Genomic DNA, 22152 nt, shown 5'->3' with positions numbered 1-22152 from the left:
GATTCAGACGTTGCGGAAGCGGTTGATGGCTTCGATGTGCTGTTCACGCATCTCCGGGTCGCGCACGCCCATCCCCTCCTCGGGGGCCAGCGCGAGCACGCCGACCTTGCCCTGGTGGAGGTTGCGGTGCACGTCGTACGCGGCCTGGCCGGTCTCCTCCAGCGTGTACGTCTTCGACAGCGTGGGGTGGATCTTGCCCTTGGCGATCAGGCGGTTGGCCTCCCACGCCTCGCGGTAGTTGGCGAAGTGCGAGCCCACGATCCTCTTCAGCGACATCCACAAGTAGCGGTTGTCGTACTCGTGGTTGTAGCCCGACGTCGAGGCGCAGGTGACGATCGTGCCGCCCTTGCGGGTGACGTACACCGAGGCGCCGAAGGTCTCGCGGCCCGGGTGCTCGAAGACGATGTCGACGTCCTCGCCGCCGGTCAGCTCGCGGATGCGCTTGCCGAAGCGCTTCCATTCGCGCTGGTCCTGGTGGTGCTCGTCCTTCCAGAACCGGTAGCCCTCGGCGTTGCGGTCGATGACCGCCTCCGCGCCCATCCGCCGGCAGATCTCGGCCTTCTCCGGGCTGGAGACCACACAGATCGGGTTGGCGCCGCCGGCCAGCGCGAACTGGGTGGCGTAGCTGCCCAGTCCACCGCTCGCGCCCCAGATCAGGACGTTGTCGCCCTGCTTCATCCCGGCGCCGTTGCGGGAGACGAGCTGCCGGTAGGCGGTCGAGTTGACCAGCCCGGGGGCCGCGGCCTCCTCCCAGCTGAGGTGGCCGGGCTTGGGCATCAGCTGGTTGGACTTCACGAGCGCGATCTCGGCCAGGCCGCCGAAGTTGGTCTCGAAGCCCCAGATCCGCTGCTCGGGGTCGAGCATCGTGTCGTTGTGCCCGTCGGCGGACTCCAGCTCGACGGACAGACAGTGCGCGACGACCTCGTCGCCGGGCTTCCAGGCATTGACGCCGGGCCCGGTGCGCAGCACCACGCCCGCCAGGTCGGAGCCGATCACGTGGTACGGGAGGTCGTGCCGCTTGGCCAGCGGGGACAGCTTCCCGTAGCGCTCGAGGAAGGAGAAGGTCGAGACGGGCTCGAAGATCGAGGTCCAGACGGAGTTGTAATTCACCGAGCTGGCCATGACGGCCACCAGCGCCTCGCCGGGGCCGAGTTCGGGCAGCGGCACCTGCTCGACGTGCAGGGATTTGCGCGGGTCCTTCTCCCGGGTGGAGAGGCCGGCGAACATCTCCGCCTCGTCCTTGTGCACGGTCACCGCGCGGTAGGACTCGGGGAGGGGCAGGGCGGCGAAGTCTTCGGCTGTGCTGTCGGTCGCGAGGATCGCGTCCAGGATGTGGTTCACGGTGTGGCCTCCGGCGAAGCGCGTCGTGGGAACGGCTTGAGGGAACGTCGGGGGTGGTGCAGAGGCGGTGCCGTCGGTTCGGCGGGTGGTGCTCGGCTGCGCGGGTGAGCGCTTGCGGTGTAGCCCAGCTGTGACTGGGAGCCTGTGACGCAGGCGTCCGGGCGCACAACGGGGTTGTGGGGACAGCCGACGCGCGACGGTTGTGTCAGACGCGCCGGCCGCCCGGACACCCACAAGGTATGGCACCGCGTGCCACTGGACAAGACACTGGGTGCCAACAATTTCTCTCAGATGTCATCCGCCGGGCACGTATGAGCAACATTCGGGGCGGCATGCGAACGACGGGGGCACGGCAAAGGCCGCCCCGATCGGGGCGGCCTTTGTGGTGGTTCGGCGGAAAATATCCGCTATGGGATGCGGTGGGGGTGCGGAATCGCGTGCTCAGCTCTTCTTGAGCGCCTTCTCGATCACGCGCATGACCTCCTCCAGCGGGGCGTCCGTACGGGCCACCGTGACCAGCACCTCGCCCTCGGCGCCCGCCGTCCGCGCCGTGGCGGCCGGCCCGCTCGCCGGGGTGCCGGCCGATGTGGTGCGCCCGGCGCCGATGCCCGAGCCGAAGGTGTCCCGCACGATGGCGAAGGCGTGGTCGAGCTGGGCCTCCACGTCGCCCTCGCCGCCGCCGCGCAGCCAGCGCCGCAGCACGTGGTTGTGCGCGGTGACCACGGCCGAGGCGGCGACCTCGGCGAGCAGCGGATCGTCGTCGCCCACGTGGTGGGCGCCCTCGTCGAAGTGACCGAGGAGGTAGCGGGTGAACAGCCGCTCGTAACGCGCCACCGAGGCGATCTCGCGTTCCCGCAGGGCGGGCACCTCGCGGGTGAGGCGGTAGCGCTCGACGGAGACGGCGGGGGAGGCCGCGTACATCCGCATGACCTCCTTGATGCCCCGGCAGACGGTGTCCAGCGGGTTCTCCTGCGGCGGGGCGGCGTCCAGCACCCCCGCGGCCCGGACGAGCGTGTCGTCGTGGTCGGGGAAGATGGCCTCTTCCTTGGAGCGGAAGTGGCGGAAGAAGGTGCGGCGGGCGACACCGGCCGCGGCCGCGATCTCGTCGACGGTCGTCGCCTCGTAGCCCTTCGTCGCGAACAACTCCATGGCGGCCACCGCGAGTTTGCGGCGCATGGTCAGTCGCTGGGCGGCGGCACGGCGGGTGCCGGTGCTCTCGGAGCCTTCCGCGGGCTCCTTCTTGGCGCGCGACGGTCGAGCGGGCTTCACGGGCTGGGACATGTGGGGAACGTAACACGCGTCCGTATGGGTGTGCCGGGGCGGACTGCCGACCGGTTCGAGCAGTCCGCCCCACCCCGCCCCTCGGCCGGGCACGGCCGGGTCAGCGCCGGGCGTACTCACGGAAGCCGCGGCCCGTCTTGCGGCCCAGGCAGCCCGCCGCCACCAGGTGCTCCAACAGCGGCGCCGGTGCCAGTCCCGGGTCGCGGAACTCGCGGTGCAGCACCTTTTCGATGGCCAGCGAGACATCGAGACCGACGACGTCGAGCAGTTCGAAGGGGCCCATCGGGTAGCCGCCGCCGAGCTTCATCGCCGCGTCGATGTCGTCCAGCGTCGCGTAGTGCTCCTGCACCATCTTGATCGCGTTGTTGAGGTAGGGGAACAGCAGCGCGTTGACGATGAACCCGGCCCGGTCGCCGCAGTCCACCGGGTGCTTGCGGACCGCGGCGCACACCGCGCGGACGGTGGCGTGCGCCTCGTCGGAGGTCAGCACCGTGCGGACCACCTCGACCAGCTTCATCGCCGGCGCCGGATTGAAGAAGTGCATGCCGACGACGTCCTGCGGGCGCGAGGTGGCGCGGGCACAGGCGATGACGGGCAGCGAGGAGGTGGTCGTGGCCAGCACCGCGCCCGGCTTGCAGACCTCGTCGAGCGTGGCGAAGAGCCGCTGCTTGACCGCCAGGTCCTCGGCGACCGCCTCGATGGCCAGATCGACCTCCGCGAACGCGTCGAGCGAACCCGCCGGGGTGATCGCCGCGAGCGCCGCCTCCCGTGCCTCGGCCGTCAGCCGGCCCTTGTCCACCGAGCGGGCCAGGGACTTCGCGACCCGGGCCTTGGCCGCCTCGGCCTTCTCCGGCGAGCGCGCCGCGAGCACCACCCGGTACCCGGCCTTGGCGAACACCTCCGCGATACCACTGGCCATCGTCCCCGAACCGGCGACACCGACCGAGGTCACCACCCGCGCCCCGGCCACCTCGTGCCGCGGGCCCGGGGTCCGCGCGTCCGCGACGACGGTGGCCGAGCCCGGCGTCTCGTACGTGTAGAAACCGCGCCCCGCCTTGCGGCCGGTCAGCCCGGCCTCGGCGAGCTGGCCGAGGATCGGCGCGGGAGCGTGCAGCCGGTCGTGGGAGGCGGCGTACATCGCCTCCAGGACGGTGCGGGCGGTGTCGATGCCGATCAGGTCCAGCAACGCGAGCGGGCCCATCGGCAGACCGCAGCCCAGCCTCATCGCCGCGTCGATGTCCTCGCGGGTGGCGTAGCGCGCCTCGTACATCGCGGCCGCCTGGTTGAGGTAGCCGAACAGCAGGCCGTCGGCGACGAACCCCGGCCGGTCGCCGACCGCGACCGGCTCCTTGCCCAGCTCGCGGGCGAGATCGGTGACGGCGGTGACGGCGGCCGGCGCGGTGAGCACCGAGGAGACGATCTCGACCAGCTTCATCGCCGGCGCCGGGTTGAAGAAGTGCAGCCCGAGAACGCGCTCGGGCCGCGCGGAGTCGGCGGCGAGCCGGGTCACCGACAGGGCGTTGGTGCCGGTCGCCAGGATGGTGTCGGGCCGCACGACCGCGTCGAGCGCGGTGAAGACCTCGTGCTTGAGGGCGTAGTCCTCCGGCACGACCTCGATCACCAGATCGGCGTCGGCGGCGGCCGTCAGCTCACGGGAGGTGCGGAAGCGGGCCAGCGCGGCCCGCCGCTCCGCCTCGGTGATCCGCTCGCGCCGCACCGCCCGGGCGGTGGCGGCGTCGAGGGCCGCCGTGGCCCGCACCGCGGCGGCTTCGCGGACGTCGATGCCGACGACCTCGCGGCCGGCCAGCACCAGCACCTCGGCGATGCCGGTGCCCATGGTGCCGAGGCCGACCACGGCGACGGTCCCCAGCCGGGGCGCGGGCAGGGGGGAGGAAGGGGACAGAGGGGACGGCTCAGGGCTGGACGTACGGTCCATCGCGAGACTCCAGGATGTGTTCCCGTGCGCAGGGGGATGTCGAAGGAGGGGCCCCTGGCCGGGCTGCGGCGACTGAGGATTTTCCGGGCGCGGGTAAGGAACGGCCACGGAAAGGGAGTTGTGCGACCGGCGGGCCCTGTCCCGGGGCCGTGCCGTACTCGAAGCGCCGAACCGACGAACCGCCATCGAGAGTGCTGAACGAGAGCGCCCAAGGGTGCCGCGGCGGCTGCGTCACCAGGCCGCCGAGCGGATGTGCTGCTCTTGTCCGGGAGATTAACTTACCGGTAACCGAGAGCGCCAGAGGGCGTGCGCGCCACATACCATGTGGCCTGGGCCACTCCGGGAGGGAAGCGGTACATGGAAGAGGAATTCCGCGCACTGCTGAGGCGGGTGCGGGCCGAACTGGTCACCCCGGCCGAATTCTCGGCGTACGAGCGGTTGCTCGAACTCGCCGTCGAAGGCGCCCCGGCCACCGGTTCCCCGGCCGCCGCGGAGCGCGCCGACCGGCTCGCCGAGATCCTGGTCGCCGCCGAACAGCCGCTCTGGGCCCGCGAGATCGCCGCCTTCACCCTCGGGGCCTGGGGCGACCGCCGCGCCTTCGAGACCCTCGTCCTCCTCCTCAACTACCGCGAGCCCGTCCGCTGCGCGACCGCCGCCCACGCCCTCGGCCGGCTCCGCGACCCCCGCACCGCCCGGGCCGCCGCCGCCCTCGCCACCAACCCGCTGCGCACCGCCTACGCCGTGCACCCCGTCCGGCTGCTCGCCGAACTGCGCGCGCCCGAGTCCGTGCCCGCCCTGACGTCCACCCTGGAACGGCTGCTGGCCGCCCCGGACCACTGCTGGCCGGTGGCCAGGGCCTGCGTCGAAGGACTCGGCCTCCTCGGCGACGACCGTGCCACGCCCGTGCTCCGCGCCGCGCGGGCCCACGAGCGGCTGCGCGCCGCGGCCGACGCATCGCTGGCCCGCGTCCGCGGGGATGAAGGCTAGGGCGCACCTCCGCTGCGCGGCGGTGTCCTCAATCTCCCCCAGCTACCGCTGGGGGGACCCCCAGCGGGCTCGATTCGAGCCCGTCCGGCGATTGAGGACGCGCCCGCAGGGCGCTCAGCCGCCGCAGGCGGCACAGACGGCCGGTAGCCGAAGATCCGCCGGCCAGGCAAGAGTGGCACATGCGTTCGTCCTCGATGGGCCGCCCCGGATTTGGGCGGGTGTGGCGATGATGGTTGGCTTTGCCGGACAGGCGGATATGCCAAGCACGACGTCCGGGAGGACAAGCCATGGGCCAGGTCGAGGCCACCACGGAGCGGATCATCGCGGCGGACCCGGAGGAGGTGTTCGACGCGCTGGCGGACTACAGCGGCACCCGCGCCAAGCTGCTCCCCGAGCACTTCAGCGAGTACGAGGTGCGCAAGGGCGGCGACGGCGAGGGCACCCAGGTGCACTGGAAGCTCCAGGCCACCAGCAAGCGGGTCCGCGACTGCCTGCTGGAGGTCACCGAGCCGACCACCGGACAGCTGGTCGAGAAGGACCTCAACTCCTCCATGGTGACCACCTGGACCGTCACCCCCGCCGGCGAGGGCAAGGCCAACGTCGTCGTCACCACGGTCTGGCAGGGCGCGGGCGGCATCGGCGGCTTCTTCGAGCGGGCCTTCGCGCCCAAGGGCCTCGGCCGGATCTACGACGCCGTCCTCGACAAGCTCGCGGACGAGGTCGAGAAGTAGCGGCGGTCTGCGGAAATGCCCGGACCCCGCACGGTTCGGGCTCACCGATTCGAGTGGTTTTCATAGCGGCGCCTCAACGTGCCGTACGCCTCCGACCGGCACGAAAGCCGCACAGCCACCCCTCTCGGGCCCTCTCCGGTCAATCGTCGCGCTTGCTCGCCGTTGTCGCGTAATGCGAGAAATGGGCGGCGACGCAGGCGCGACGAGGGGAGACGTACGTGGGCGTGACCACCTTCGAGACCATCGTGGTGAGGAGCGGGGAACCGCTCGCCCTGCCCGCCGCCGAGCCCGCGCCGGCCGTCCGGGAGCCACACCCCGGGCCGGTCCGGGTCCGCCTCGTCTTCACCGCTCTGCTGCTCACCCTGTTCCTCGCGGCGCTCGGCCAGACCGTCATGGCCACCGCCCTGCCGAGGGCCGCCGGTGTGCCGCACGGCGTGGGCGGTCCGTCCTGGGCCGTGACGTCCTACCTGCTGGCCTTCATGGTGGCCCTGCCCCTCCACGGCAAGCTCGGCGATCTCCACGGGCGCAAGAGCGTCTTCCTCTTCGCGCTCGTCGTCTTCGTCGCCGGTTCCGCGCTCGCCGGTGCGTCCCGCACGACGGAACAACTCGTCGTCTTCCGCGCGCTCCAGGGGATCGGCGGCGGCGGACTGGTGATCGGGGCCCAGGCGGTCATCGCCGACATCGTCCCGTCCCGTGAGCGCGGCCGCTTCCTCGGCGTCCTCGGCGCCGCCTACGCGATCGCCGCCCTCGCCGGGCCGCCGCTCGGCGGCTACCTCACCGACCATGTCTCCTGGCGCTGGTGCTGCTACGGCAACGTCCCCCTCGGCCTGCTCGCGCTCGTGGTCGTCGCCACCGCCCTCAGGCTGCCCCGGCCGCCGCGCCGGGCGGCACGGTTCGACGCCTTCGGGGCCCTGCTGCTCGTGGCGTCCTCGACCTGTCTGGTGCTGCTGGCCACCTGGGGCGGTACCGCCTACGCGTGGCGCTCCCACGTCGTCCTCGGCCTCGGGGCGGGCGCACTGGGCACCGCGCTGCTCTTCGTCGTGGTCGAGTCCTACGCAGCAGAACCGATTATCCCACCGCGCCTTTTCCGGGACCGGGTCTTCGTCGGCAGCGCGCTTCTCGGCGCGGTCGTCGGTGCCGTCCTCATGGGTGCCGCCGGTTACCTGACGGCGTTCGCGCACCTGGCCGACGGCGCCGGCGCCACCGCGTACGGACCGCTGGTGCTGCCGCTGACAGGAGGCCTCGCCCTCGGCTCCTCGGCGGCGAGCCGCCTCGTCGGCCGCGCGGGACGCCACACCCTCCTGCCCGCCCTCGGCTGCGCCCTCGGCGCCGGGGGCCTGTACCTGCTCTCCCGTCCCGACGCCGGCACCGGCCGGCCGGCCCACAGCCTCGGGACGGCCGTCCTCGGCCTGGGGGTCGGCCTCGTGCTGCCGGTCCTCGTCCTCGCCGTGCAGAACTCCGTACACCCGGCCGACATCGGCGCGGCCACCGGTGCCCACGCCTACTTCCTGCAGCTCGGCGGTCTCGCCGGCGCCGCCGTCCTCGGCACCCTCGGTGCCCGCCGGCCCTACGCCGAGGCCATGCCGCGGGTCTTCCTCTGCCTCGTGCCGGTCCTCATCGTGGGCGTCCTGCTCGCCTTCCTGCTGAAAGAGAAACCACTGGTGTCCCACAACGCCCCCGAGGCCCCCGTCGTCCCGTCCCCCCGCGCCACCGCCCTCCCCCCGGCCGGTGAACAGGCGCCGCTCACCGCGGGCATCCCCGTCACCGGAACCGTCCAGCACCCCGACGGCACCACGGTGCCCCGCGCCGCCCTCACCCTCATCGACGTCCAGGGCCGCCAGATCGGCCGCGGCGCGACGGGGGAGGACGGGCGGTACGCGCTGAGCACGCCCGGCACCGGCGCCTACGTCCTCATCGCCGCCGCCGGCGGCCACCAGCCGCAGGCCGTCACGGTCACCGTCGGGGAACGGCCGGTCGAACTCGACGTCGTCCTCGGCGGCGCCGGACGGCTGGCCGGCACCGTGCACACCGGCGACGGCATCCCCGTCCGCGAGGCCATGGTCACCCTGACCAATGTGCACGGCGAGGTCGTCGCCTCCACCCGCACCGGACGCGAAGGCGGCTACGTCATCAGCGAGTTGGTGTCGGGCGAGTACACCCTCGCGGCCAGCGCCCCGGCCTTCCGCCCCGCCGCGCTGCCGGTCACCGTGCAGTCCGCCCGCGAGACCCGGCAGGACGTCGAACTCGCGGGCGGCGCGGTGTTGCGCGGAACCGTGCGGGCGGGCGCCGGGCGGCCCGTGGAGGACGCCCGGGTGACCCTCCTCGACGCCGGGGGCAATGTGGTGGACACCGCCACCACCGGAACGGACGGGGCCTTCCGCTTCGTCGACCTGTCCGCGGGCGAGTACACGGTCGTCGCCACGGGCTACCCGCCCGTCGCCACGGTCCTCCAGATCGCGGGCGGCGGCCGCACCGAGCGCGACCTCCAACTCGGCTACGCCGACCAGCCGTGACGGGCTGTTGAGCCTGTCCGGCACTCGAGGACACGCCCGAAGGGCGCCCGTTCGTCGCCGAACGACCGCCGGCCAGGCAAAGCGCACGACGGATTCCGCTAATGGACCACGGTAGGACCCGCCCTGGGCCTACCGTGGTAGTGGTGGCGCAGATCTTGCGTACGCGTACGAAGGAGCAACCGCTCATGGACCGTGGCACGTCAGAGCCCGCCTTCGCGCAGCGGGAGGCCGCCCTCGGGCGGCTGCCGCTCGCGGTCGTCGTCGTGGACTCCGCGGGGTCGGTGACCCATTGGAGCACCGGCGCCCGCAGGCTGTTCGGACCTACGCGTGAGGAGGCCGTCGGCAGCGCCGCCACCGATCTGCTGCCCGTGCACGGCGCCCTGCCCGGCGCCGACGGCTTCCAGGGCTACGCCGCGCACGACTCCCTCGACTGGGACGAGACCCCGCCGGCCGGCGCGGACCCGGCCCCCGGCTACCCCAGGGCCGGCCGGGCCCGTCTCGCCGGCCCCGGGCGCGGCCCGCTCGACGTGCTGTGGTGGGCGTACCCCCTGGCCGGTCCCGGGCCGGAGCGGCTGCTGGTGGTGGCCGCGGACACCTCCGGCCTGCCCTGCGGGGAGGGGGAGCGGGTGGCCCCCTGCTTCGCCCCGCACACCGAGCTGTCCGGCGCCGACGGCCTCGCCGACCGACTGCCGGACATCCTGCCCAACATGGGCCCCACCGCGAGCGGCCGCATCGTCGAGCAGGTACTCGAACTGGGCTATCCCGCCCTGGAGTTCAGCCGGTCCGAGCGGGTCCCCGTGACCCCGGACTGGGGCACGCCCAGGTACGCGGGGCGGCGCGCCCGGCGGCGCCGCGGCTTACCGTCGGCGGACGGCCGGATCCCGGACCCGCGGGCCGGCGCGGACCGGGCCGAGGAGCCCGGCGGTGCCGTGGGGAGGGACGGGCCGGCCGGGCCGGAAGGGGCGTACGAGGGCGAGGACCTCGAATACGCGGCCGTGCGCGAACGGCTGGAGTTCCTCAACGAGGTCAGCGGCGGCATCGGTACCTCCCTCGATCTGGAACGCACCATCCGCGAGGTCACCAGCGCCGCCGTACCGCGCTTCACCGACTTCGCCGGTACCCATCTGCGGGCCGCCGTCCTGGCGGGAGAGGGTTTCCCCGACGGTCCGCCCGACGTCACCACCGTCTGGCACCGGGTCTGGGTCGAGCACAACGACGAGCCCGGCCGCTGGGACGACACGGTGCCGGTCGGCGAGGCCATCGCCTTCCCCGAGCACACCCCGTTCTTCCGGTGCATGGTCAGCGGCGAGCCGGTGTTGATCCCCCACGTCAGCGAGGAGATGGGCAACCGCATCTCCGGGCAGTTCGAGAAGCGGGACCTGCGGCCGCTGATCAACGGCCGGTCCATGCTCATCGTGCCCCTCAAGGCCCGTGACGTGGTGCTCGGCTTCATGGTCCTGATGCGCCGCGCCGGACGCGCGCCGTTCGACGACATGGACCGCGCGACCGGCGCCGAACTCGCCGCCCGCGCCGGGCTCGTCCTCGACAACGCCCGTATGTACACCTACCAGGAGAACGTCGCCGACACCCTCCAGGACAGCATGCTGCCGCGGCTTGACCCGCGCATGGCCGGCTGCGACACCGCCACCCGCTATCTGCCGGGCACCCGCCTCGGCCGGGTCGGCGGCGACTGGTTCGACAGCGTCAAACTGCCCGGCTCGCGCACCGCCCTCGTCGTCGGCGACGTCATGGGCCACGGCCTGAACTCCGCCGCCATGATGGGCCAGTTGCGTACCGCCGTGCAGACCATGGCCGCCCTGGACCTGCCGCCCGCGCAGCTGCTGCGCAATCTGGACGACATCGCGCAACGCCTCGGCGAGCACTATCTCGCCACCTGCCTCTACGCCGTCTACGATCCCGTCCGCTCGGAGCTGACCATCGCCAACGCGGGGCACATCCCGCCCGTCCTGGTGCGGGCCGAGGACGGGCGCAGCGTGCTGCTGGAGCTGCCCACGGGCGCGCCGATAGGAGTCGGCGGAGTGCCCTTCGAGGAGGCGGTGGTGCCGGTGGCACCCGGCGACCGGCTCGTGCTGTGCACCGACGGCCTGGTGGAGGTGCGCGGCCAGGACATCGGCACCGGCCTCGCGGCGCTGTGCGAGTCCGCCGCGCACCCGGCGGCCTCCATGGACGACGCCTGCGACACCATCATCCGCGCCCTCAACACGGGGGAGGGGCGCAAGGACGACGTGGCCCTGTTGATGGCCCGGCTCAACGGCATCGCGCCGGAGCACGTCGCCGAGTGGGAGCTGGGGGCGGACCCGCGCGAGGCGGGCCGGGCCCGGCGGCTCGTGGCGGACCGGCTGGTCGCATGGGGGCTGTCGGAGGCGGTCGGCACCGCCGAACTCCTCGTCGGTGAGATCGTCGGCAACGCCGTACGGCACGCCCGCACCGACCGGATCGGGCTCCGGCTGGTGCGGACCGACGTGCTGCTGTGCGAGGTCACCGACGACGACCACACGCTGCCCGCGCTGCTGAGCACGGGCGCCGGCGACGAGTACGGCCGGGGACTGCGGGTGGTGGGCGCTCTCGCGCGGGCGTGGGGCGCGAGCCACTCGGGGCGGGGCAAGACGGTCTGGTGCGAACAAGCGCTGCCGCGCCCGCCACGGCGGGCCTCGGCCGGGTGAATGTGGGCGGGTGACTCTTGCCGGGGGACCGGCGACGGCGTAGTCAAGATCGTGACGAGTCGTCGCCCCTCGGCATCGGGAGTGCCCATGAGTGTGTCGGACCGGTACAGCAAGGCCTGGGAAGGGTTCTGGGAGGAGACCTCCGACGTCCCGGGTGACGCGATCTGGGACTCGGACCCCGCCCTGACCGCGGCGCCCCATCTGGCGTTGCTCGCACCGTACATGGACCCGGCGCTGCCGGTCGTCGACCTCGGCTGCGGCAACGGCACCCAGACCCGCTTCCTCGCCACCCGCTTCCCCCGCGTGCTCGGCGTGGACCTCTCGCGGGCCGCGGTGGAGCACGCGCGACGCACGTACGGCACCGCCGCGAACGTCGCGTTCGAGCAGCTCGACCTGGTGGACACGGAGGCGGTGCGGGCGCTCCACGAGCGGCTCGGGGACTGCAACGTCTATATGCGGGCCGTGATCCACCAGAGCGATCCGCAGGACCGGGCAGCCGTCGCCGGGGCGGTGGCCGAGCTGGTCGGAACCCGCGGGCGGGGCTTCGTGGTCGAGCTGCGGGGGCGGGCCAAGGACGTCCTCCAGGAGGTGGCGCGGCAGCCGGGCGGTCCGTCGCACAAGCTCCAGCGGGTGTTCGCCCACGGTCTGCGGCCCGCGGAGGTCGCCGACGACGAGGTGCGCCGGCTGTTGCGGACGGCGGGCCTGGAGTCGTTCGCCGAAGGGGACATCGATCTGGCGATGGAGGAGTTCCACGCGGACGGCAGGCGCATCGAATTGCCCGCCCACTGGTTCGTCGTCGGACGGAATTGACGGGTACCGCCCTCGCTCGACAGCACGCCCGAACAGCCCGGACATGTACCGGGCCCAGCTCGCCCCGCGCATACGGGGCGAGCTGGATGCCGGGGCCCTGCGCGCGGCGGGGGCGGCGCGAGCTGCTCGACACGCATGTGTGAGCGTTCATCTCGTCGCTCATTGCGCGGTGGTGCGTCTCCAGTCCCAGGAAGGGTCGGCCCGGAAACGGGCCAGGACGTCGGCGAACGGCACGAGTTCGCCGTGATTGGTGTCCAGGAGCCCATGCATTCCCCGCACCGTCCCGATCAGGAGTTCCCGCACGGCGGGTACGGCCGGGTATTCGAGGAGGACCGCACCGAATTCCCCGAGTCGGCCGGAGATCGCCGCGGTCTCCTCCTCCTCGTACTCGTCGAGAACGTCACCGGAGACGTCCACCCCGAAAACGTCCTCTCCCCGCTCCAGACGGTCGAAGACCGTCCCCTCGGTGTACGAGCCGGCTCGCCGTAGCCTGGCCACGACCTCCCGGTGATCGCTCAGGGGACTCAGAAGCACGATGGTGGGCCGCATGCGGTTCCTTCCTTTGGGCCACCCGGGTCGACCTTCGGTGGTCTGGACCTCCGGAGTTATCCACAGGCCTGGTCCGGGTGTTCGCCGACGCGTAACGTGACGGGGCATGAAGATCCTGATCTCCGCGGACATGGAAGGCGCCACCGGCGTCACCTGGCCCGCCGATGTGCTGCCCGGCACGCCGCAGTGGGAGCGGTGCCGCCATATGTTCACGTCGGATGTGAACGCGGCGATCGCCGGGTTCTTCGACGGCGGCGCCGACGAGGTCCTCGTCAATGAGGCGCACTGGAGCATGCGCAATCTGCTGCTGGAGAAGCTGGACGAGCGGGCCGAGATGCTCACCGGCAAGCACAAGACGCTGAGCATGGTGGAGGGCGTCCAGCACGGTGACGTGGACGGTGTCGCCTTCGTCGGCTACCACGCGGCGGCGGGCGCGGAGGGGGTCCTCGCGCACACCTATCTCGCCAACTCCCTCACCGGCGTATGGGTGAGCGGTGAGCGCGCCAGCGAGGGTCTGCTGAACTCGCTGGTCGTGGCCGAATACGGTGTTCCCGTGGTGTTGGTGACCGGCGACGACCGCACATGCGAGGACGCCGAGGGATATGCGCCGCTGGCCCCTTCGGTGGCGGTCAAGGACTATGTCTCGCGGTACGCGGCGGTGTGCCGGACCCCGGCCCGTACCGCCGCGGACATCAGGGCTGCGGCGTCCCGGGGCGCCGCGCTCGCGATGCGGCACGAGCCCGTCGAAGGCGGCCCGTTCACGGTGGAGCTGGAGTTCGACGCCACCCATCTGGCCGGGGCGGCGACGGCCGTGCCGGGCGTCGAGCACACGGGTGAGCGCCGGGTCTCCTACACCACGCCGACCATGTACGAGGGCATCCGCTGCTTCAAGGCGGTCACGACCGTCGTGTCGGCCGCGGTGGAGGAGCAATATGGCTGACGTCATGACGGAGCGGGTCGACGGACAGGCGCTGGAGGAGGCCGTGCGCTTCACTTCGGAGCTGATCCGTATCGACACCACCAATCGCGGCGGTGGGGACTGCCGGGAGCGCCCGGCCGCGGAATACGTCGCTGAGCGGCTCGCCGAGGCGGGCATCGAGCCGGCCCTGCTGGAGAAGGAGCCGGGCCGTACGAACGTGGTCGCCAGGATTCCCGGCACCGATCCGGGCGCGGACGCGCTGCTGGTCCACGGGCATCTCGACGTCGTCCCCGCCGAGCCCGCCGACTGGAGCGTCCACCCCTTCTCGGGAGAGGTCCGCGACGGGGTGGTGTGGGGCCGGGGCGCGGTCGACATGAAGGACATGGACGCGATGGTCCTGGCCGTGGTGCGGGCATGGGCCCGGGCCGGCTTCCGGCCGCGGCGGGACATCGTGCTGGCCTTCACCGCCGACGAGGAGGACAGCGCCGCCGTCGGCTCCGGCTTCCTCGCCGACGAACACCCGGAGCTGTTCGAGGGCTGCACCGAGGGCATCGGCGAGTCCGGCGCGTACACCTTCCACGGTGACGGCGGGCTGCGGATCTACCCCGTGGCGGCGGGGGAGCGCGGCACGGCCTGGCTCAAGCTCACCGCACGCGGCACCGCCGGGCACGGCTCCAAGGTCAACACCGACAACGCGGTCAGCGCGCTCGCCGCCGCCGTCACCCGCATCGGCGAACACCGGTGGCCGGTCCGGCTCACCCCCACCGTGCGGGCCTCGCTGCGGGAGATCGCCGCGCTGTACGACATCGAAACAGACCCGGACGACGCCGAGTTCGACGCCGACGGGCTGCTGGGCAAGCTGGGGTCCGCCGCCGCGCTGATCACCCCGACGGTCCGCAACAGCGCCAACCCGACGATGCTCCACGCCGGGTACAAGGTCAACGTCATCCCCGGCACCGCCGTCGGCTTCGTCGACGGGCGGATGGTCCCCGGCGGCGAGGAGGAGTTCCGCACCACCATGGACCGGCTCACCGGACCCCAGGTGGCCTGGGAGTACTACCACCGGGAGAACGGCCTCCAGGCGCCCGTCGACGCCCCGGTGTTCGCACGGATGCGGGCGGCCCTGGAGCGGTTCGACCCGGGCGGCCACGTGGTGCCGTTCTGCATGTCCGGCGGCACGGACGCCAAGCAGTTCGCCCGGCTCGGCATCGCCGGCTACGGCTTCGCACCGCTCCGGCTGCCCCGGGGGTTCGACTACCAGGCGCTCTTCCACGGCGTCGACGAACGGGTCCCGGTCGAGGCGCTGCACTTCGGGGTGGGCGTGCTGGACCACTTTCTGGCCGATGACGGCCGCAAGGAGGCGCGGTAATCATGGTGTCCACGGCGCCCTACGGAGCCTGGCCGTCCCCGATCGACGCCGCGCTCGCCGCGTCGCACGACGGCAAACCCGAGTACGCCGGCACGGTCGGCGACGAGGTGTGGTGGGTCGAGCCGCGCCCGGCGGAGCGGGGGCGGCAGACGCTGGTGCGCCGCCGCCCCGACGGCAGCGAGACCAGCCCGCTGCCCGCCCCGTGGAACGTGCGCAGCCGGTTCCTGGAGTACGGGGGGCAGCCCTGGGCGGCGGTGCCCCGAAAGACCGGCGGACCCCTGCTGGTCTTCGTCGACTTCGCCGACCAGCGGCTGTACGTCTGCGAGCCCGACAGCGCGGCGGGTGGTGAGCCGAGGCCGCTGACGCCGCTCTCGCCGGTCGGCGGCGGACTGCGCTGGGCGGATCCGGTGCTCCGGCCGGAGCGGGGCGAAGTGTGGTGCGTCCTGGAGGAGTTCACCGGGGAAGGGGCGGGCGAGGTGCGGCGGGTGCTCGCCGCCGTCCCCCTGGACGGTTCCGCCGCCGGGGACCGCGCGAGGGTGCGCGAGCTGACCGACGACCGGCACCGTTTCGTCACCGGGCCACGGCTCTCGCCGGACGGTCTGCGAGCGGCGTGGATCGCCTGGGACCACCCCCGTATGCCCTGGGAGGGCACCGAGCTGAAGCTCGCCGACGTCACGGCGGACGGCCGGCTCACGGACGCCCGCACGGTCATGGGCGGCCCCCGGGAGGCCGTCGCCCAGGTGGAGTGGGACCGCGACGGCGCGCTGCTCGGCGCGACCGACCGCACCGGCTGGTGGAATCTGCACCGCCTCGACCCGGAGACGGGCGAGAGCGTCAACCTCTGCCCGCGCGAGGAGGAGTTCGCGGGCCCGCTGTGGCGGGTGGGCCACCGCTGGTTCCAGCCGCTGGACCACGGCCTGATCGCCGTGATCCACGGCCGGGGCGCCACCGCCCTCGGGATACTCGACACCGAGACCGGCGAGCTGGTCGACGCGGCCGGCCCGTGGACGGAGTGGGCCCCGACGCTGGCGGTCGCCGGCACCCGCGTCGTCGGAGTCGCGGCGAGCCCCCGTACGGCCTATGAGGTGGTCGAGCTCGACACCCGCACCGGCCGGGCCAGGGCGATAGGCGCCAGGCACCGCGATCCCGTGGACCCCGCGTACTACCCGGAGCCGCTGATCCGCACCTTCGTCGGGCCGGACGGGCGGGACATCCACGCCCATATCTATCCGCCGCACAGCCCCGACCACACCGCGCCCGCCGACGAACTGCCCCCCTTCGTAGTGTGGGCGCACGGCGGCCCCACCAGCCGGGCACCGCTGGTACTGGATCTGGAGATCGCCTATTTCACCTCGCGCGGCATCGGGGTGGCCGAGGTCAACTACGGCGGTTCGACGGGCTACGGGCGTGCCTACCGCGACCGGCTGCGGGAGCGGTGGGGCGTCGTCGACGTGGAGGACTGCGCGGCCGTGGCCGAGGTGCTCGCCGACGAGGGCAGTGCCGACCGGGCCCGGCTGGCCATCCGGGGCGGCAGCGCGGGTGGCTGGACGGCCGCCGCCTCGCTCGTCGCCACCGGCGTCTACGCCTGCGGCACCATCAGTTACCCGGTGCTGGATCTGCCGGCCTGGGCGACGGGAGGCACCCACGACTTCGAATCGCACTATCTGGAGAGCCTGATCGGTCCGTTGGCGGAGGTGCCCGACCGTTACCGGGACCGCTCGCCGCTGCATCGCGCCGACCGGGTGTCCGCGGCCTTCGTCCTTCTCCAGGGATTGGACGATCCCATCTGCCCGGCCGCGCAGAGCGCGCGATTCGTCGAGGCGATGGCCGGGCGGGGGGTGCCGCACGCGTATCTGACCTTCGAGGGCGAGGGGCACGGTTTCCGGCGGGCCGACACCATGGTCCGGGCTTTGCACGCGGAACTCTCCCTTTACGCGCAGACCTTCGGTATCGGCATCCCCGGCATACCCGTTCTCCGGCTCTCCACATGACGACGCGTCGGGCCGGGCCCCGGCGGCCGGCCGCACGGGCGGCCCGGTGGGAGTGCTGGAGGGAGGCCGTGGGGAGGGGGGAGCTTGCCACCCCCAAAGAGAGTGAGGTTAGGCTGTCCTAAGCCATGGCGGGTCCGAGGGTGCGGCCTTCCGGCACCTTTCTTGACGTTTCCGCATTTCCCGTCATTTACCGAAACCTGGAGTTCCGCATGGTGTCCCGGTGTTCCGTGCGAGGGGCCTCGGCGTCGCGCGGCCGGGCACACGGCATTCCGGCCGGTCAATTCCCTTCGGGCATGTCCGTCATGTAAGGTAAGCCTTACCTAATTCGAATGGAATGGGGGAACCGTCGTGCAGCAGGCAGAACTCGCCGGCCGCGTCGCGCTGGTCACCGGTGCCGGACAAGGCATAGGCGAGGCCGTGACCCGCGCCCTCGTCGAACGTGGAGCACGGGTCGCGGCCGTCGACTGGGCCACGGAGGGCGTCAAGGAACTCGAAGCGGAATTCGGTGCGGACCGGGTCGTCGCCCACAGCGCCGACGTCGCCGACAGCCGCGCCGTCGACGCCGTCGTCGACGAGGTGGAGCGCACCCTCGGGCCGATCGCGATCCTCGTCAACGTCGCCGGTGTGCTGCGCACTTCCCCCGTGGTGGACATCACCGACGAGGTGTGGGACCGCACCTTCGCCGTCAACTCCACCGGGGTCTTCAACGCCTCCCGGGCCGTGGCCCGCAGGATGAGCGAGCGCCGCGACGGATGCATCGTCACCGTCGGCTCCAACGCCGCGGGCGTGCCCCGCACCAGCATGGCCGCGTACGCAGCCTCCAAGGCCGCCGCCACCATGTTCACCAAGTGCCTCGGCCTGGAGCTGGCCCGCAGCGGAGTCCGCTGCAACGTGGTCTCGCCCGGCTCCACGGACACCGCCATGCAGCGCGGCCTGTGGGCCGACGAGCAGGCACCCCAGCGCGTCATCGACGGTGACCTGGCGTCCTACCGCGTCGGCATCCCCCTCGGCCGCATCGCCGCCCCGGCCGACATCGCCGACGCCGTCACCTTCCTCGTCTCGGACCGGGCCCGGCACATCACCATGCACGACCTGTACGTCGACGGCGGCGCCACCCTGCGCGCCTGACGGCCCGCCCGGTACCGACAGGGCCGGCCGACCGGCCTTCGGCCGCTCCGCCGCCCGCCCCCACGACGCCCTCCCCCCGACCGGACCCCCACCCGGTCCACCCGATCGCCACCGGGGCCCCGCCCGACCCGGGGCGGTCCCGCCGCACCACCAGCACCGCGCGCGGCCCGCCCCACCGGGATCCGGCCGGCCCGGCCCCGCCCGACCCCCTTCACACCACGCCGGTGCGACCCACCGGAGGAAACGGAGCAGCAGGTGACCACGGTTCACCACGTCGCCGACCGGCCGCGCGAGCCCGAAGCCCGCGCGGACGGCCGCCTCGCCGCAGTGCCGGGAGGCGCCGGTCAGCGGACCGGACGGCCCGAGGACACCGTCGGCGCCGCGACCTCGCTGCTCGACGCCTACGAGCCCGGCCGGGCCCGCTTCTTCGCCTCGCCGACCCGCACGCTCCTCGCCCACGGGACGCGCGCCGAAGTGCCCCACGGCGAGACCCCCTTGGCGCGGCGCGTCACCGAGACCCTCGACGCCGAACTGCTCGCCGGCAACCCGGCGCCCGTCGTCGTCGGCGCGGTCCCCTTCGACCACGGCGCCCCCGCTTCCCTCGCCGTGCCGCAGGCCGTCCGCTGGGCGCCGCCGCTGTCCGAGGACCCGCTGATCGCGCTGCCCGCCGCCGCCCCCGCCGCCGCCGACTGGGACATCCGGCCCATACCCGAGCCGGGCGTCTACGGAGCCGCCGTCGCCGAGGCCGTCCGCCGGATGAGACGGGGCGACCTCAGCAAGGTCGTCCTCGCCCGGACCCTGGAACTGCGCTCCTCCCGCGAACTGGACCTCCCCGCACTCCTCCAGCGGCTCGCCCGCCGCGACCCGGCCGGATACACCTTCGCCCTGCCGACCGGCCCCGGCCGCACCCTCCTCGGTGCCAGCCCCGAGCTGCTCGTCGCCCGGCGCGGCGGCGCCCTGATCGCCAACCCGCTCGCCGGCTCCACCCCGCGCAGCGCCGATCTCGCCGAGGACGTGCGCCGGGCCGCGGCGCTCCTGCGGTCGGAGAAGGACCTGCACGAGCACGCCGTCGTCGTCGACGCGGTCCGCGCGGCGCTCGCCCCGTTCTGCCGCACCCTCGACGTTCCCGCGCGCCCCACCCTCGTGCGGACCGCCGCCATGTGGCACCTGTCGACGACCGTCACCGGCGAGCTGTCCGACCCGGCCGTCTCCGCCCTCGAGCTGGCCTGCGCGCTGCACCCCACCCCGGCCGTCTGCGGCACCCCCACCACCACCGCGCGCGAGGTCATCAAGGAACTGGAGCCCTTCGACCGGGGCAACTTCACCGGCATGGTCGGCTGGGGCGACGCGAGCGGCGACGGCGAATGGGTCGTCACCATCCGCTGCGCCGAGGCCGATGCCGAGGAGCGCACCCTGCGGCTGTACGCGGGCGCGGGCGTCGTCGACCGGTCCACACCGGAGGCCGAGACCGCCGAGACCGGCGCGAAGTTCCGTACCTTCCTCGACGCCGTCGGCGCGGACCACCAGGAGACCGGCCGATGAGCACCCAGCCCACCCCCACCGCCGACGCCCCGGGTTACCCCGCCGAGTTCGCCGAGCGCTACCGCGCCGCCGGCTGGTGGCGCGGCGAGACGTTCGGGCAGATGCTGCGTGAGCGGGCGCTGAACCACCCCGACCGCGTCGCGATCGTCGACCCCGCCGGAGCGGGCCGGCGCTGGACGTACGGCGAGCTGGACGACCGGGCCGACCGCCTCGCCGCCGGTTTCCTCGCCCGGGGCATCGCGAAGGGCGACCGCGTCGTCGTCCAACTGCCCAACATCGCCGAGTTCTTCGAGGTGATCTTCGGCCTGTTCCGCATCGGCGCCCTCCCCGTCTTCGCGCTGCCCGCGCACCGCGAGACGGAGATCCGCTACTTCTGCGAGTTCACCGAGGCGGTCGCCTACGTCATCGCCGACACCGCGGGCGGCTTCGACTACCGCGACCTGGCGACGAAGGTACGGGCCGAGGTGCCCACCCTGCGCCATGTGTTCGTGGCGGGGGAGCCCGGTGAGCACACCGCGCTGCGCGAGGTGCCCCGTGAGCCCGTCGCCATCACCGACGGCCCGGCCCCCGGCGACCTGGCCTTCCTCCAGCTCTCCGGCGGCTCCACCGGCGTGCCCAAGCTCATCCCGCGCACCCACGACGACTACATCTACTCGCTGTGGGGCTCCAACGAGCACTGCGCGGTCGACGAGAACAGCGTCTATCTCTGCGCCCTGCCCGCCGCCCACAACTTCCCCCTCAGCTCGCCCGGCACGCTCGGCGCGCTCTACGCTGGCGCCCGCGTGGTCCTCGCCCCGCAGCCCAGCCCGGACGTCGCCTTCCCGCTCATCGAGCGCGAGGGCGTCACCATCACCGGTCTTGTGCCGCCGCTCGCGCTGGTGTGGACCGAGGCCGCCCCGAGCAGCCCGCACGACCTGAGCAGCCTGGAGGTGCTGCTGGTCGGCGGGGCGAAGTTCAGCGAGGAGGCCGCGCGGCGCGTCAGGCCCGCGCTCGGCTGCACTCTCCAGCAGGTCTTCGGGATGGCGGAGGGCCTCGTGAACTACACGCGGCTCGACGACCCCGAGGAGACCATCGTCACCACCCAGGGCCGCCCGATCTCCCCGGACGACGAGATCCGCGTCGTGGATGACGAGGACAACGAGCTGCCCGTCGGCGCCACCGGCCATCTGCTCACCCGCGGCCCCTACACCATCCGCGGCTACTGGCGGGCCCCCGAGCACAACGCCAGGTCTTTCACCGCCGACGGCTTCTACCGCACCGGTGACGTCGTCCGGCTGACCGAAACCGGCCACATCGTGGTCGAGGGCCGGGCGAAGGACCAGATCAACCGGGGCGGCGAGAAGGTCGCCGCCGAGGAGATCGAGAACCACATCCTCGCCCACCCCGCCGTGCACGACGTCGCCGTCGTCTCCATGCCCGACGACTACCTGGGCGAGCGCACCTGCGCGTACGTCGTGCTGCGCGAGGGCGCCGGGCCGGTCAAGCCGATCGCGGTCAAGAAGTTCGTCCGCGAACGCGGCCTCGCGGCCTACAAGGTCCCCGACCGGGTGGAGTTCGTCGAGGAGTTCCCGCAGACCGGCATCGGCAAGGTCTCCAAGAAGGACCTCCGCGCGGCCATCGCCGCCCGCCTCGCCACCTCCTGAACTGCCCGCCGCCCGCCGCCCGCCGCCCGCGCGCCTGCCCGTCCCGGCGGCCCCGGCCCACCGCACGCTTTCCGAAAGGCTCCCCACCACCATGGCGCTCCCTGCCATCACCCCCTACGCCATGCCCACCGCGGCCGACCTCCCGGCGAACAAGGTCGACTGGACCGTCGACCCGGACCGTGCCGTGCTGCTCGTGCACGACCTGCAGAACTACTTCCTCGGCGCCTTCACCCCGGACGCCTCACCGCTCACCGAACTCCTCGCCAACACCGCCCGGGTCAAGAGCGCCTGCGAGCGCCTCGGCGTGCCCGTCGTCTACTCCGCCCAGCCCGGCGGCCAGAGCGCCGAGGAGCGCGGCCTCCAGCAGGACTTCTGGGGCCCCGGCCTGCCGGACGACGAGCGGGCCAAGGCGATCGCCGACGCCGTCGCCCCCACCGGGCGCGACACGGTCCTGACGAAGTGGAAGTACAGCGCCTTCGTCCGCACCGACCTCGCCGAGCGGATGGCGGCCCAGGGCCGCGACCAGCTGATCATCGTCGGTGTCTACGCCCACATCGGCGTCCTGATGAGCGCCTGCGACGCCTGGATGCGCGATATCCGGCCTTTCCTGGTCGCCGACGCCGTCGCGGACTTCTCCGCGGACGACCATGAGATGGCCCTGCGCTACGCCGCCGCCAAGTGCGCCGTCGTGACGACCACCGACCGCCTCTTCGAAAAGGTCTGACCCT

General features: G+C 72.9%; 16 protein-coding genes. 12 read left to right on the top strand and 4 right to left on the bottom strand.

The features are described 5' to 3' along the window. Positions 1–3: 3 nt before the first annotated feature. The 3 genes from ccrA to ACZ6MA_RS09980 form a co-directional block, all read right to left on the bottom strand. On the bottom strand, positions 4–1341 hold the full coding sequence (gene ccrA, locus ACZ6MA_RS09990) for a crotonyl-CoA carboxylase/reductase (protein ID WP_469432546.1): 1338 nt from the start codon (positions 1339–1341) through the stop codon (positions 4–6). Between the two features lie 441 nt (positions 1342–1782). Further along, the gene (locus ACZ6MA_RS09985; RefSeq protein WP_469432545.1) at positions 1783–2622 is read right to left on the bottom strand and encodes a TetR family transcriptional regulator; all 840 of its coding nucleotides are present in this window, start codon (positions 2620–2622) and stop codon (positions 1783–1785) included. Positions 2623–2722: 100 nt separating this feature from the next. Beyond that, the gene (locus tag ACZ6MA_RS09980; protein ID WP_469432544.1) at positions 2723–4558 is read right to left on the bottom strand and encodes a 3-hydroxyacyl-CoA dehydrogenase family protein; all 1836 of its coding nucleotides are present in this window, start codon (positions 4556–4558) and stop codon (positions 2723–2725) included. A gap of 357 nt (positions 4559–4915) precedes the next feature. Between ACZ6MA_RS09980 and ACZ6MA_RS09975 the strand changes: the two genes are divergently transcribed. The 5 genes from ACZ6MA_RS09975 (at position 4916) to ACZ6MA_RS09955 (ending at position 12283) form a co-directional block, all read left to right on the top strand. Then, the gene (locus ACZ6MA_RS09975) at positions 4916–5545 is read left to right on the top strand and encodes a HEAT repeat domain-containing protein (RefSeq protein WP_469432543.1); all 630 of its coding nucleotides are present in this window, start codon (positions 4916–4918) and stop codon (positions 5543–5545) included. Positions 5546–5832: 287 nt separating this feature from the next. Next, positions 5833–6276 (top strand): SRPBCC family protein, encoded by a 444-nt coding sequence (locus ACZ6MA_RS09970; protein WP_469432541.1) that lies wholly within the window; start codon positions 5833–5835, stop codon positions 6274–6276. 218 nt (positions 6277–6494) lie between these two features. Further along, positions 6495–8789 carry an MFS transporter gene (locus tag ACZ6MA_RS09965; protein WP_469432540.1) on the top strand — a complete coding sequence of 765 codons (2295 nt, stop codon included), beginning with the start codon at positions 6495–6497 and terminating at the stop codon, positions 8787–8789. 185 nt (positions 8790–8974) lie between these two features. Next, entirely contained in the window at positions 8975–11473 is a 2499-nt protein-coding gene (locus ACZ6MA_RS09960; RefSeq protein WP_469432538.1) for an ATP-binding SpoIIE family protein phosphatase, read from the top strand. Positions 11474–11560: 87 nt separating this feature from the next. Continuing rightward, positions 11561–12283 carry a class I SAM-dependent methyltransferase gene (locus ACZ6MA_RS09955; RefSeq protein WP_469432537.1) on the top strand — a complete coding sequence of 241 codons (723 nt, stop codon included), beginning with the start codon at positions 11561–11563 and terminating at the stop codon, positions 12281–12283. Between the two features lie 159 nt (positions 12284–12442). Here ACZ6MA_RS09955 and ACZ6MA_RS09950 read toward each other — a convergent pair whose 3' ends face one another. Continuing rightward, positions 12443–12832, bottom strand: a complete 390-nt coding sequence (locus ACZ6MA_RS09950) for a hypothetical protein (RefSeq protein WP_469432536.1) — start codon at positions 12830–12832, stop codon at positions 12443–12445. A gap of 106 nt (positions 12833–12938) precedes the next feature. Here ACZ6MA_RS09950 and ACZ6MA_RS09945 point away from each other — a divergent pair, with 106 nt between their 5' ends. The 7 genes from ACZ6MA_RS09945 to ACZ6MA_RS09915 all read left to right on the top strand — a co-directional run bounded on the left by ACZ6MA_RS09945 (position 12939) and on the right by ACZ6MA_RS09915 (position 22148). After that, on the top strand, positions 12939–13772 hold the full coding sequence (locus ACZ6MA_RS09945) for a M55 family metallopeptidase (protein ID WP_469432535.1): 834 nt from the start codon (positions 12939–12941) through the stop codon (positions 13770–13772). Then, positions 13765–15120 (top strand): M20/M25/M40 family metallo-hydrolase, encoded by a 1356-nt coding sequence (locus ACZ6MA_RS09940; protein WP_469432534.1) that lies wholly within the window; start codon positions 13765–13767, stop codon positions 15118–15120. Before ACZ6MA_RS09945 ends, ACZ6MA_RS09940 begins: the two co-directional genes overlap by 8 nt. Before the next feature lie 2 nt (positions 15121–15122). Next, entirely contained in the window at positions 15123–17111 is a 1989-nt protein-coding gene (locus ACZ6MA_RS09935) for a prolyl oligopeptidase family serine peptidase (RefSeq protein WP_469432532.1), read from the top strand. A gap of 348 nt (positions 17112–17459) precedes the next feature. Beyond that, positions 17460–18239 (top strand): 2,3-dihydro-2,3-dihydroxybenzoate dehydrogenase, encoded by a 780-nt coding sequence (locus tag ACZ6MA_RS09930; protein WP_469432531.1) that lies wholly within the window; start codon positions 17460–17462, stop codon positions 18237–18239. Positions 18240–18566: 327 nt separating this feature from the next. After that, positions 18567–19781: an isochorismate synthase DhbC gene (gene dhbC / locus ACZ6MA_RS09925; RefSeq protein WP_469433128.1), complete on the top strand. Its 1215-nt coding sequence runs from the start codon at positions 18567–18569 to the stop codon at positions 19779–19781. Next, the gene (locus tag ACZ6MA_RS09920; RefSeq protein WP_469432530.1) at positions 19778–21424 is read left to right on the top strand and encodes a (2,3-dihydroxybenzoyl)adenylate synthase; all 1647 of its coding nucleotides are present in this window, start codon (positions 19778–19780) and stop codon (positions 21422–21424) included. The genes dhbC and ACZ6MA_RS09920 overlap by 4 nt, the downstream gene beginning before the upstream one ends. 91 nt (positions 21425–21515) lie before the next feature. After that, positions 21516–22148, top strand: coding sequence for an isochorismatase family protein (locus ACZ6MA_RS09915; protein ID WP_469432528.1), 633 nt, complete (start codon positions 21516–21518; stop codon positions 22146–22148). Positions 22149–22152 lie beyond the last annotated feature (4 nt).

It is taken from the genome of Streptomyces sp. NPDC042259, from assembly GCF_055582085.1.
Note: the sequence above shows the minus strand (reverse complement) of the source record. Positions and strands in the feature narration are given on the sequence as shown.